Annotated in this window: 10 protein-coding genes; 7 read left to right on the top strand and 3 right to left on the bottom strand. The window is 59.1% G+C overall.

From position 1 onward, the window contains the following. Positions 1 to 13: 13 nt before the first annotated feature. From hslU to V7756_RS18015, 7 genes are all read left to right on the top strand, one after another. Positions 14 to 1,354, top strand: a complete 1,341-nt coding sequence (hslU, locus tag V7756_RS18045) for an ATP-dependent protease ATPase subunit HslU (protein ID WP_335611594.1) — start codon at positions 14 to 16, stop codon at positions 1,352 to 1,354. Positions 1,355 to 1,479: 125 nt separating this feature from the next. After that, positions 1,480 to 1,860, top strand: coding sequence for a DUF971 domain-containing protein (locus tag V7756_RS18040; RefSeq protein ID WP_335611593.1), 381 nt, complete (start codon positions 1,480 to 1,482; stop codon positions 1,858 to 1,860). Between the two features lie 321 nt (positions 1,861 to 2,181). Further along, a complete protein-coding gene (gene phaC, locus V7756_RS18035) occupies positions 2,182 to 3,861 on the top strand; it encodes a class II poly(R)-hydroxyalkanoic acid synthase (RefSeq protein WP_335611592.1) in 1,680 nt (559 codons plus the stop codon). Between the two features lie 24 nt (positions 3,862 to 3,885). Beyond that, positions 3,886 to 4,746 carry a poly(3-hydroxyalkanoate) depolymerase gene (phaZ, locus tag V7756_RS18030; protein WP_335611591.1) on the top strand — a complete coding sequence of 287 codons (861 nt, stop codon included), beginning with the start codon at positions 3,886 to 3,888 and terminating at the stop codon, positions 4,744 to 4,746. Between the two features lie 111 nt (positions 4,747 to 4,857). Next, a complete protein-coding gene (locus tag V7756_RS18025; RefSeq protein ID WP_335611590.1) occupies positions 4,858 to 6,489 on the top strand; it encodes a PHA/PHB synthase family protein in 1,632 nt (543 codons plus the stop codon). An 8-nt stretch (positions 6,490 to 6,497) separates the two neighbouring features. Then, positions 6,498 to 7,112, top strand: a complete 615-nt coding sequence (locus V7756_RS18020) for a TetR/AcrR family transcriptional regulator (protein WP_335611589.1) — start codon at positions 6,498 to 6,500, stop codon at positions 7,110 to 7,112. 207 nt (positions 7,113 to 7,319) lie between these two features. Continuing rightward, positions 7,320 to 8,312, top strand: a complete 993-nt coding sequence (locus V7756_RS18015) for a formylglycine-generating enzyme family protein (RefSeq protein WP_335611588.1) — start codon at positions 7,320 to 7,322, stop codon at positions 8,310 to 8,312. A 19-nt stretch (positions 8,313 to 8,331) separates the two neighbouring features. Here the strand turns inward: V7756_RS18015 and V7756_RS18010 are convergent, their stop codons facing one another. From V7756_RS18010 to tssI, 3 genes are all read right to left on the bottom strand, one after another. Beyond that, on the bottom strand, positions 8,332 to 10,878 hold the full coding sequence (locus tag V7756_RS18010) for a LysM peptidoglycan-binding domain-containing protein (RefSeq protein WP_335611587.1): 2,547 nt from the start codon (positions 10,876 to 10,878) through the stop codon (positions 8,332 to 8,334). A gap of 12 nt (positions 10,879 to 10,890) precedes the next feature. Continuing rightward, positions 10,891 to 11,733, bottom strand: a complete 843-nt coding sequence (locus V7756_RS18005) for a DUF4123 domain-containing protein (RefSeq protein WP_335611586.1) — start codon at positions 11,731 to 11,733, stop codon at positions 10,891 to 10,893. A gap of 5 nt (positions 11,734 to 11,738) precedes the next feature. After that, the coding region (gene tssI, locus V7756_RS18000) for a type VI secretion system tip protein TssI/VgrG (protein ID WP_335611585.1) at positions 11,739 to 13,292 on the bottom strand (1,554 nt) is incomplete at its 5' end.

The following is a 13,292-nucleotide window of genomic DNA, read 5'->3' as shown; positions in this document are numbered from 1 at the left end:
CGGAGCAATCAGCATGTCCATGACCCCACGTGAAATCGTGCACGAGCTGGATCGCCATATCATCGGCCAGCAAGATGCCAAGCGCGCTGTTGCCATTGCCCTGCGCAACCGCTGGCGCCGGCAGCAGCTGCCCGAGGCGCTGCGCGCCGAAGTCACCCCCAAGAATATTCTGATGATCGGCCCGACCGGCGTCGGCAAGACCGAAATCGCCCGCCGCCTGGCCAAGCTGGCACAGGCGCCGTTCATCAAGGTGGAAGCGACCAAGTTCACCGAGGTGGGCTATGTCGGCCGCGATGTGGAATCCATCATTCGTGACCTGGTCGATGCGGCCACCAAGCTGCTGCGCGAACAGGAAATGGTGAAAGTGCGCTTCCGCGCCGAGGACGCCGCCGAAGACCGCATTCTTGATGCCTTGCTGCCGCCCGCGCGTCAGGCTACCGGCGACCAGCCCGAACGCCAGGACAGCAGCACCCGTCAGCTCTTCCGCAAGCGTCTGCGCGAGGGCGAGCTGGACGACAAGGAAATCGACATCGAAGTGGCTGAATCGCCCATGGGCGTCGAGATCATGACCCCGCCCGGCATGGAGGAAATGACCAGCCAGCTGCAGAACATGTTCTCCAGCCTCGGCAAGGGCAAGAAGAAGACCCGCACTCTCAAGGTGAAGGATGCGCTCAAGCTGGTGCGCGACGAAGAAGCCGCGAAAATGGTCAACGAAGACGAGCTCAAGGGCCGCGCTATCGAAGCCGTCGAGCAGAATGGCATCGTCTTCATCGATGAGATCGACAAGGTCAGCAAGCGCGGGGACAGTAGCGGCGGCGCCGACGTGTCGCGCGAAGGCGTGCAGCGCGATCTGCTGCCGCTGATCGAAGGTTGCACGGTGAATACCAAGTTCGGCATGGTCAAGACCGACCATATCCTGTTCATTGCTTCCGGTGCCTTCCATCTGACCAAGCCCTCGGACCTGATTCCCGAGCTGCAGGGCCGCCTGCCGATTCGCGTGGAGCTGCAGTCGCTGACACCAAGCGACTTCGAACGCATCCTCACCGAGCCGGATGCATCGCTTACCGAACAGTACCGCGCGTTGATGAAGACCGAAGAACTGAACATCGAGTTTACCGGTGATGCCATCACGCGCCTGGCGGAGATTGCCTGGCAGGTCAACGAGAAGACCGAGAACATTGGTGCGCGTCGTTTGCACACAGTACTCGAACGCTTGCTGGAAGAAGTCTCCTTCAGCGCCGGTGATCTGGCTTCCAAGCACGCAGAGCAGCCACTGAAAATAGATGCGGCCTATGTCGACGAGCACCTGGGCGAGCTGGCGGTGAACGAAGACCTGTCGCGGTATATCCTGTAAACCGCAAGCTACAAGCGGCAAGCCCCAAGCAGGTTGGGTCCATGCACTGACCTGCTTTTTCGCTTGAAGCTTGAAGCTTGAAGCTTGAAGCTTGAAGCTTGAAGCTTGAAGCTGAGGATTTTCTGATGTCCGCCCCAATCCCTACCACCATCAAATTGCAGAAAACCTCGCGCAGCCTGAAGCTGGCCTATGCCGACGGTCGCGAGTTTGAACTGCCGGCGGAGTATCTGCGAGTGCTGTCGCCATCTGCTGAAGTGCGCGGGCATGGCCGGCCGGTGCTGCAGACCGGCAAACAGCAAGTAGCACTCACCGGCATAGAAGCGGCGGGACGCTACGCACTCAAGCTGACCTTCGACGATGGCCACGACAGCGGCCTCTATACTTGGGACTATCTCTATCAGTTGGCCACCGAACAGGAGGGGCGCTGGCAGGCTTATCTCGAGCAGTTGCGCACCGCTGGCGCCTCACGCGATCCACATACCTCAGCGGTGCGCTTTCAGCCCTGAGTCTGCTAACAGCACCGCCCGGCGGGCCCTCAAAACGTCCAATCTCATTTCCTTGCGCTGATTATCCGGCGGGACAGCCTGTTTCGCTGTGAAGAGGGTCCGCCCGTCTAGCCCGCATAGGTTGGCATGCTGCCTGCTTGTCATCTGCCTGTGAACTCGAAGGAATAGACTGAAAATCAGAGTTCAGCCTGCGCAGACTTTTCTTAACAGCCTCTGATTACCCGTGCTAACTTGTCTCAAGGGTGCGACACCAGAAAGCCAGTTCTGCCTTGCTGATGATCCGCCGCACTGGCCTCCCTGCCTCAGATTGGAGCGTTGCAAATGGGCAATAAAATAAATGATGACTTGAGTCAGAAAACAAGTGAAAGCATCCTCGGCCCCAACCCGGTTATTGGCGTGCCCACTCGCGACCTGATCAGCACCGCGCGCATGGTCATGCGCCAGACCGTGAAGCAGCCGGTCCATAGCATTAAACATCTCGGCCGCCTGGGCCTGGCAGTCAAGGACGTGATGATCGGCCGTTCGGCCATCGCACCCACTCCGGAAGACCGTCGCTTCGCCGATCCGACCTGGAGTCAGAATCCCATTTATCGTCGCTACATGCAGACCTATCTGGCCTGGCGCAAGGAACTCAATACCTGGATCACCAGCGCGGATTTGCCCGAACAGGACGTGAGCCGCGCGCAGTTTGTCATTGCACTGATGACTGAGGCGATGTCGCCCACCAATACCGCGCTGAACCCGGCTGCGCTCAAGCGCTTTTTCGAGACTGGCGGCAAAAGCCTGCTCGACGGCCTGACTCACCTGGCGCAGGACATTGCCCATAACGGCGGCATGCCCAGCCAGGTCAACATGAACGCCTTTGAAGTGGGCGGCAACTTGGCCACCACCAAGGGCTCGGTGGTATTTCGCAATGAAGTGCTGGAGCTGATCCAGTACAAACCGCTGACCGAGGAGGTCTGCGAGCGGCCGGTGCTGGTGGTACCGCCGCAGATCAACAAGTTCTATGTGTTTGACCTGTCGCCGGAGAAAAGTCTGGCGCGCTATCTCACTGTTAATCACATGCAGACTTTTGTGGTCAGCTGGCGCAACCCGACCAAGTCGCACCGCGAATGGGGCTTGAGCACCTATATAGAAGCCCTGAAGGAAGCCATCGATGTGGTGCTGGCAATCACCGGCAGCAAGGACCTGAGCATGCTCGGCGCCTGCTCCGGCGGCATTACGACTGTCTCGCTACTGGGGCACTATGCCGCGCTGAAGGAGAAGAAAGTACATTCCTTCACCCTGCTGGTGAGCGTGCTGGATACTGAGGTAAAAACCCAGGTCGCGCTCTTTGCCGACGAGCGCTCGATCGAGGCCGCGCGACGCATGTCCTATCAGAGCGGCGTGCTGGAAGGCCGCGACATGGCCAAGATATTTGCCTGGATGCGGCCTAACGATCTGGTGTGGAATTATTGGGTCAACAACTACCTGCTGGGCAACGAGCCGCCGGTATTCGACATCCTCTTCTGGAACAATGACACCACCCGCCTGCCAGCCGCGCTGCATGGCGAGTTTCTCGAAATGTTCAAGTCCAATCCGCTGACGCGCCCGGGCGCGCTGGAGGTTTGCGGCACGCCCATAGACCTCAAGCAGATAAAGAGTGACTGCTATATCATCGCCGGCCTGAACGACCACATCACTCCCTGGGAGGCCTGCTATAAATCGGCCCGCCTGCTGGGTGGCAAGTGCGAATTTGTGCTGTCTTCCAGTGGTCACATCCAGAGTATTCTGAACCCGCCCGGCAACCCCAAGGCGCGCTTCTTTACCAATACTGAAATGAGCGATGACGCGAAGAAGTGGCTGGAGACCGCGACCAAGCAATCCGACTCCTGGTGGCAGCACTGGCGCGATTGGCTGCATGCGCGGGGCGGAAAACGCAAAGCGGCACCGCAATTGCTTGGCAATGAAGAGTATCCTGCGCTGGAGCCAGCACCGGGTACCTACGTACACGAACGCTGATACGCGTCACAACTGGAAGCGCCCATGCCGCAGAACTACGTTTTTCGCACCATTGAGCTGGACGGTCAGTACCTGCGTACCGCCGTGCGCCCGGGCAACAGCAGCTTGCCGCCGCTGCTGATCTTCAATGGCATCGGCGCCAACCTGGAACTGGTATTTCCCTTTGTTGATGCGCTGGACCCGGAGCTTGAGGTGATCGCCTTTGATGTGCCGGGCGTGGGTGGCTCATCTACGCCGGCAACGCCCTACCGTTTTCCCGGTCTGGCCAAGTTGGCAGCGCGCATGCTGGATTACCTGGACTACTCGCAGGTAAACGTCATAGGCGTTTCCTGGGGCGGGGCTTTGGCCCAGCAATTCGCCCACAGCCATCCGGAACGCTGCAAGAAATTGATTCTCGCAGCCACGTCCGCCGGTGCCGTCATGGTGCCCGGGCGCCCCAAGGTGCTGCTCAAGATGGCCAGCCCAAGGCGCTACATCCAACCTTCACACGGCGTCACCATTGCGCCCGACATTTACGGCGGCGCCTTCCGCCGGGACCCCAAGCTGGCAGAACGGCACGCCAACAAGGTGCGCTCCTCGGGCAAGCTGGGCTACTACTGGCAACTGTTCGCCGGCCTCGGCTGGACCAGCATCCACTGGCTGCACAAGCTGCGTCAGCCCACGCTGATTCTGGCCGGTGACGATGACCCACTGATTCCGCTGGTCAACATGCGGTTGCTGGCCTGGCGCATACCCAACTCGGAACTGCATGTGATCGATGATGGGCATCTGTTTCTGATCACCCGCGCACAGAGCGTGGCCCCGCTGATCATGGGCTTTTTATCCGAGGAAAAGCAGCCAGCGGTGATACGCCATCAATCGCCCAGCGCGCTGGTCAAGGGATGAAGTCGGCCCCAGCTCACAAAGCTGGGCAAGCATCTGTCGCCGGGGCTGGTGCTCGCGGTCCTTTAGGGTAGACTGCAGAACATCGCCCACCCTCTGGACCGGAAGCCCTGGATGCGCGCAAGACCCCACGGACAATCACTTGAAGGATCGCTGAACGCAGATCTGTCCCGGAGTCTTCTTGCCCTGTTGCGCACCACGCTGTCCCAACGCCAACATCATCGCAGCTATCTGTGCACCGTCACCCGTCTCAGCCTACTGGCCTTGCAGGGCAAACTGGACACCAGTGCGCTTGCCGAGGATCGACGTTTCCGCCTCGCCGATTGGCAGCGACCGCTGCCCCGGCGTCTACTGCAGCTATGGCAGGCCTGGCAACAACCGCTGCAGGCCTGGCTTGATGGCCTGGATGTCTCGCCCCCCGAGCGCGCCAATCTGCGCTGGTTACTGGCGCAACTGAGCGCCGCCAGCGCACCGTCCAACAGCTTGTTCAATCCGCAGATTCTGGATGCCACGTTGCGTACTCGCGGCACCAACCTGCGACGCGGCCTTGCGCACCTGCTGACCGACCAAATGAGCGGCCGACCGCTGGCGATGCCCGAGCCCGGCCAGCATTACCGCGTGGGGCACGAACTGGCGCAAAGCCGGGGCAGAGTTGTTGCTCGCCAGCCCGCTTATGAGCTGATCCATTACGCACCCTCGACACCGCAACAGCATAGCTATCCGCTACTGATCATTCCCCCGCCGATCAACCGCTTCTATCTGCTCGATCTCACCCCGCCAACCAGCCTGGTGCAGCATGCACTCAGCCAGGGCATTGCGGTGTACATGATGAGCTGGCGCAATCCCAATCCCAGCCATTGCAACTGGGGTCTTGGCCACTATGTGGCGTGCTGCCAGCAAGCCCTGCAGCAGGCACTGCAGTTAGGCGATGCGGCGCACGCCAGCGTACTGGGCGTCTGCTCCGGCGGCCTGCTTGCAACTCTGCTGGCGGGGTGGTTGCAAGCGCGCGGGCAGTCCGGCTGCCTGAGCGCCCTGAGTCTGTTCCTTACCCCGCTGGACAGCCGCTTGCAGACCGACATTCAGCGCCTGACAGGCAGTGCCACTCGCCAGCAGCTTCGCCGCCAGGTCTGGCGCCAGGGTTACCTGGATGAGCGCAGCCTTGGTAGCCTGTTCACCTTGATGAAGCCGGAGCAATTGCTCTGGGCACCCGCCATCGAGCGCTACGCGCTGGGCCAGGAGTTGGAAGCATCACCCGTCAGCAGCTGGAGCCACGACAACACCCGCTTGCCGGCACAACTGGTCGACGATCTACTCGATTTGCTACAGCGTGACCCGCTCGGCCAGCCCGGCAGCCTGCAGATCAACGGCGCCCTGCTCGACTGCACGCAGGTAGCGCTGCCCAGCTGGCACCTGGCTGCCGAGCACGATCATATAGTGCCCTGGAACAATGCCTATCCGGGCCAGCGACTGGGCGGCGACAGCGTGTTCACGCGCTGTCGGGGCGGACACATCCAAGGCTTGTTGTGCCCGCCAGAACAGCCGCGCGCCGGCTATCTCAGTGCAGCCACCCAGGGCGCGCCGACCTGCGAACAATGGCAAGAAGCTGCAATAGAGTACGAAGGTAGCTGGTGGCCCGCCTGGACCGACTGGCTGAAAACCCACAGCGGTCCGCAGCAAGCAGCTATACAAACGAATCCCCACGCAAGTCTGGGCGCCGCCCCCGGCCGCTACGTTCACCAGCTTTGAGGACCTAGATGAAAACCCGTGATCGCATTCTGCTTTGCGCTCTGGAGCTGTTCAATGAACAGGGCGAGCCCAACGTCACCACCCTGGATATGGCCAATGAGCTGGATATCAGCCCAGGCAACCTCTATTACCATTTCAAGGGCAAGGAAGCACTGCTGGAAGTACTGATCGAAGACTTTCTGCTCAACACCCGCAAACTGCTCAACCCCGTTGAAGACCCGGATGCCGTCTCCCCGGAAGATCTCTGGTTGCTGCTGCATCTGCTGTTCGAGGCCATCGCCACCTACCGCTTCCTGTTTCAGGACCTGTCGAACCTGATGAGCCGTTACCCTTTTGTGCGCCAGGCCATGCATGCCTGGCTGTATCAATTTCGCCAATGCCTGGCGCACCTGCTGGACCTCATGCGCACCAGCGGACAGCTAAATTGCAAAGACGACGCACTGCAGCGCCTGCTGGATGCCCTGTGCCAGACTTGCCTGTTCTGGCTGGACTACCAACGGGTGGCAGGCGATGACGAAGCGGACCCGGCAACCGGTGTGCAGCAAGCGCTGGGATTGTTATTGCCGTATCTGGATGAGGCCACCGAAGACTGGATGCAGGCGTTGATTGACCGTTATGCCTGAATGGCCGGCGCCTGCAAACCGAGAAGCCAGTGCCTCAGAAAGCAGTTAGCGCTCCTCAGTTCAGCCGCTGGCATAAGTGCATAGCCAAACCCTCGGCGGTACAAAAACGGCCTGGTTACATCCGCTATTCGTGAACAGGGTCGGGGTTTTATCTTCGCATCGCTGCTACATTGCCCCGCACAGTCTCATCGCTACAAGGACGTCTGCATGTTTCGCCCTGCCCTACTGCCATTCCTTCTGCTGCTCTCGCTCAATGGCTGCGATGCCCAATCGCAACCCTTACCCAAAAGCGAGAAGCTTAGCCCTGAGAAGATTGAAGCTATCTCTCAACGCATCAACGACCGCTACCCCGATCTATCCGGCAAGCTGCGCGAGCAAATTCTAGACACCGTCGTGCGCTCACTGGACGATATGGTATTTATCGAGGGCGGTGAATTCGAGATGGGCGACTTCGGCACACTGTGCCAGTACGATCCAGCGAACATGGGCACCTGGCCCTACGGGCAGGAACCGGAGCGACTCTGCCCGATTACGCCCGAGCGGCATGATGACTATCTGCACCAGGTGCGTTTGAGCAGTTATCACCTGTCGCGCTATCAGACGCGGCTTGAGGATTTTGATCTGTTTCGCACGAGTTTGGGGTTGAAGTTGTTTAACGCAGAATATCGTGACCATGAACCCATGGCGGATTTTTTCCGGCCCGAGAATCCCGCTCCAGTTAAAGCTTGGCAGGAAGCCAAAGACTATTGCTTGTGGCTGGGTGAGCTGAGCGCCTACCCCGTAGATCTGCCCACGGAAGCGCAATGGGAGTTTGCCGCGCGCAGTCGCGGACAATATGTGCAGTACGCAACGGACAGCGGCAGTTTGCACAATGGCAAGAATATCCCCCCCGACGACAAAACCTTCATCGTGCCCGTGGGGCAATTTCCACCCAACCCCTTGGGCCTTTACGATATGACGGGTAATGCGACCGACTGGGTGAATGACTGGTATGGCGAAGACTATTACCGACACGCGTCATTGGACAACCCTAAAGGACCAGAAAGCGGCACGGAAAAAATACGCAGAGGCTCTTATTATGCAGAGTCCAACTGGATGAGCGCACATACTGTCCGGCGCTGGAATCATGCCCCAGTACGAGACGACTATTATCCCGCCACCAGCTTCCGGTGCGCGATTCAAGCAGATTCAGCATTGTGATACATCTAAACAAGCTTTTTTAAGCCAGCCCGTCAAAGTAACCGCTCCGCCGGGCCGCGAGCATTACAGGTCTTTTAGACTGAGCTGACACAGGCTGCCAGGCAAGTCGCGCCTCCCCTAGTTCCGATGCTGCAACTGCCAAGCCTTCAATAAAGCGGTTGAACTGCCGTTGCTGTTGACCATCCAGAATGCGGTTGAGCCGGTCCAGGCTATCCATGGCGTTAACTTTTTCGCTATGTGAAGAGCAGTGCTCCAACAGCTCAAGCAAATGCCGCCAGCGACGTACATGGGACAGCAACAGGACGAGCGCCCTCTCCTGACTCTCGTCCCAGCTTTCGACAAAACCTTCAGTTAACACATACACCATTGGACCAAGCGTCTCGGGAGGCAACTTGTCCAAAGAGAGCTTCTGCCCCCTGACAATCACGGCCCGGTGCGCAAGAAGATAATCGGCCAGGTTTACCGCCTCCGCCTTTGTGGCGCTGCGGCCTGCCCACCACATCATTAGTTTTTCCTGACCCATCCCAAACGCGTCTATGGCCGCCTGCCCCGGCGCCGAAGCAATTTGATATAAACCTTGCGCAATATACGTAAATGCTTGGTCACTCACACTCAGCAGGTAGCGATAATCAACTTCCGCCAACGCATCGCAAAATAGCCTTACTACCTTGTACGTATTTTCCAGATCAACCACAGTCGCAAAGCCGCCACCTGCTCCCGGCCCAAACACCAAACGACCATTGCAGTTAAAGGCCAAGCGATCACTCCGAATGCTCAAGCCAAAATCAAACCCGGCACCAATACCCAGCGCACCATTACCCTCAGCCTTGATCTCCGCCAGACTAGTCCAACTGCTGCTGGCATTGGATTGTCCGGACACCACTGTGCCACGGCCCACCTTGCTCGGCTCGATCCATTGCAGCGCTCCACTAAGGGCCCCGCCAGCCTGGGCTCCGGCAAACGCATCGCCTTTGACCCCGATATAGCCTCCTCGACTGGTCTCGAGTCGCGGCGAGCCGAGCAAGGCTGTTGCGCCACTTGGGCCCTCATCGCTCGGTTTGTACTGCGCTTTAGCCTGTGCGCTGCCTTGTACCTGCGCTCCCAGGAAAGCTGAGAACTCCAGTTTGCCCTGTAGTCGGAATACACCGAACGGATGCAATACCGTCTCACCATTGGCGTTGCGATAGGCTAGCTGCATGGTTCTTCCGCCCTGGGAAGGGAAAAAGGCGGCAAATGCCACTGCGGCTTCACCCAGCGAATACGCAGCACTGCCTTTTGCGCCTACTTCGATATTCCCTTTGGCAGGATTCCAGCTATTGACACCCGCACTGGCACTGGCGGCAAAGCGCAGCGCATGGGCTTCTGCGGACACGGCATAAGGCGCCGCATCATCACTGTTGCTGGTCCAGGCCGCCTCCTTGTGTAGCGAGTTGAGCAGGTTGTCATCCTGACTACTCCAGCTGACCAGTTTGGCCTCCAGGCTACCCAGAGGACTGGCTCGGCGGGCGTCACCAATCTCTTTGCGTATGTCATCCAGCAACTGCTTGCCCAATTGCTTGCCAAAGGACTTGCCTTTCAGCACGCGGGTACTCACATTAATTTTCCAGTCCACCTGTTCGTGGAATCGTGCCGCCACGTAGTAACGACGGTCGGGCCGACCGAACAGGCTGACCTCGACCACGGTTATACCACTGCGCTGCCGGGAACCTCTCTCCGTCTGTGTTTTCCGGCTACCGCGCCAGCCGTAATCGACATTTGGCATGGATCCATTAGCCAGTGAGGAGCTGTCTTCAGGTTCACTTTTAAGCATGCCCCGCAGTCGAACAATCTCCGCATCCAGCTGTTTTATCTTTTCTGCGCGCAGAGGCTCCCAGTTACTTTCCAGCATGTTGCCGCTGTCTAGCGCACGCAACGGTCGATAAGCGATATACCATTCCCGAGCCTGACGCAGCTTAGTGAGCTGCCCTTGTATATCCTCTTCGCTAGTCAGGGTGGGTTGCGGCTGCGCCGCTGGAGGGTCAATGCTCAACAGGCCAGCCTCTTCGGCTTTCTTGTTCCACTCCTCCTTCTTGCATCGCGCGCAGGTGCATTCGGCATCGGGGCTCTGCTCCTTCTGGCAGTCCACTCGTTGCCGGGCGGCAGCGAGCGAGGCCTCCAGTTCATCCATCAGCGCTTGGACACGGTCAATCTCGCGCTTCAACACTTGGGCCTGCGCTTCGGTCAGCACATAAAGATGCGGATCACCTGTCACGTGCACCACATCCACCAGTTCTGCTGTGCAGGGGCTGCCAGCCTGGGTCTGAGTGCTGCTGCAATCATCTGTATGCCGGGCAGGTGGCAGGGATGGCCTGGAAGTATCTGCTGGCGTAGGGGCACTCACAATCGAAGCATCATTGGCGGCAGCATCCTGCGGGGGCAGCTTAAGCTTCCAGCCGGGCTGAATGTTGTCAGGGCTCCGAATGATGGGATTGCGCTCCTGCAATTGCTTAGAGCTGGTGCCGTGTTGCCGAGCAATCGCGGTGAGTGTGTCGCCGGGCTGCACAATGTACTCGTTGCTGTTTGACATATCCTTTCGTCCCTAGCCCTGTAGGCGTTCCAGTTCATCCAGTTTGCCCGTCATCACCAGATCAGTACGCGCAAGCACCGCATCTGCTGCCGGAGAGGGCCAATTGGCGCCTTCACAGCAAAGCGCCAATCTGAGCCAACGCTCGTAGTGGGCTTTTTGTTCCGCACCGGCAGCCTGCGCGGCGAGCAGTTGGTTAAAAACAAAATCCGTTGGTTCAGGCATGGTGAGTACGGATTGGTAATCAAGCGTCAGTTCAGCTGCGATTATCTGTAGCCGCGCCTGGGTTATTCGCTGTTGCCGCTGTGGCCCTAGGTGCAGCCAGCCGGGTTTCTGTACTGCGCCACTCCAGGCACCAGCCCGTGCGACATACCGCCAACCCAGCTCATTGCGCCACGCCATACCAGAAAAGGGACCGAGAAATTCGTCGCGCTCGACCGGTGTCAAACTTGCGAGCAACGGCTCAAGCCAGCGTGGCTCGAAAAAACGCATCAACTGCTTGCGGCCGTCATGCGTGGTCACGGTAAGCAAGCTATGACAATGTTCAACCGCAGCAGACCAATCCTGCGGATGGTCCAGATACAGCACACAACCGGCATTGCTCTGCGTTAACAAAGCGCTGGCGTAGTCAGCCCAATCGCCCGCTTGCTCGGACAGCACAAGTGCCGGACCGTGTTCACTCAAAGCCGCATATTCAGTGCCATGAAACAGGGATGTCCATTGAGGATCCCCCTGCGGCGCTAGTTGATAAATCCAGCGCCACAATTCAGCATCCGCCGTGGCATCCAGAACCACGCAACGCTTGCCTGACATACCCGTGGGAGCGCGCTCAAAGGGAGAAGAAATCTCTTGGGTCATCGCTCTTATCCGTGCGTGTGAATCGTGCATTTACCGCTGGCATCAAATACACAGCCATCGGCTGGCAACAGGTGACCTGCCAGCGCCTGAGCACGGTACTGCTCGAGCACCAAGCCGGCTTCCGCCGTGTCCGCCGCAGCTGCTTGTGCTGGTAGTGCCGGGGCCGCACCTGTGCCTTTACCTGGCGCGCCACCCGCATTCAGCCTCACGCTCGGCCCTACCAACGTGATCCCACTGGGATCAATTTTGATAAAGGAGCCGCCGGCGGTCAGAGTGATCTCCACGCCCGCCTCAATGACCATTTTCTGGCCAGCTTTGAGGTGGATTTCACGGCCGGCCTTTACCAGCTGGCTATCGCCCAGTTTGACGTGCTGGCTGGTGCCGACGGTGAGGTGGTCGTTGGCTTTGACTTCGGTTTTGCGGTCCGCGTGGGTGGTGTGGTGTTCTTCGGCTTTGAACTCGCTGTAGCTGTTGGCCTCGACGGTGTCGTGGCGTTCGTTGCCGACGCGTACGGTCTGGTTGTTTTCTATGTTTTCGTCCCAGTTTTTCTGCGCGTGCAGGTAGATCTGTTCTTCTCCTTTCTTATCCTCGATGCGCAGTTCGTTGTAACCACCGCCGCCGGGGCTGCTGAGGGTTTTGAACACGCTGCGGGTTTTGTGCGCGGGGAGCTCGTACGGGACTTCGTGCTCCTTGTGGTACAGGCAGCCGGTGACCAGGGGTTGGTCGGGGTCACCTTCGAGGAAGGTTATGAGCACTTCCATTCCCACTCGGGGGATGGCGATGCCGCCGTAGCGGTCGCCGGCCCAGTTGGAGGCGACCCGTAGCCAGCAACTGGTTTTGTCGTCGGCTTGGCCTTCTCGGTCCCAGTGGAACTGGACCTTGATGCGGCCGTACTGGTCGCAATGAATCTCTTCACCCGGCGGGCCGGTGACCACGGCGCTTTGGCTGCCGAGGACTTTGGGCTTGTTGTGGTTTAGCTGTGGGCGCCAGATAACTTGCCAGGGCGTGGCTTTGAAATGGTTGCGATAGCCCTGCGTGAACCCGTCTGCTTTGTTTACATCACTGGTAACGCCTTCTTCCAGCACTTGTGGCTGTTTGCCTTCGTGCTGGATTTCGGTCAGTAGCCAGAGGTCGTTCCAGTCGGCTCTGGGGTGACCGGTGAGCGGCATGAAGTGGCCGGTGCGCAGTTGTGGTTGGTCACTACTGCCATCGGCCAGTTGTTGTTCGGCGCGGTGGCGTTCGAGGGTGATCTGGCTGAGTTGTTTGCCGCGTTCGCGGTCGGTGAAACGGCTGGGGTAGTCGTAGTCTTCGAGGTCGGGTTGTGGTGCTCGTTGCTGTTGGTTCTCTTGGTTCTGATCTGGATTGCTTTCGGCTTTGTAGGCGGCTTCCATCAAGAGGCGTGGTTTCTCGAAGTCGTAGTCACGGCGGGTGACGCGGCTGGGGCGGGTTTCGACGCGCAGGCCGAAGCGTTTGACTACGGGCTGGTCGGCAACCAGGCCGGTGCCCTGGCTGTAGCCGATCTGTTGTAGCTGCGGGAAGCTGGTCTGGTCGTCGCCGAA

This window comes from Halopseudomonas sp. (assembly GCF_036961105.1).
Lineage (GTDB): Bacteria > Pseudomonadota > Gammaproteobacteria > Pseudomonadales > Pseudomonadaceae > Halopseudomonas.
This window is presented reverse-complemented; position numbering and strand designations above follow the sequence as displayed.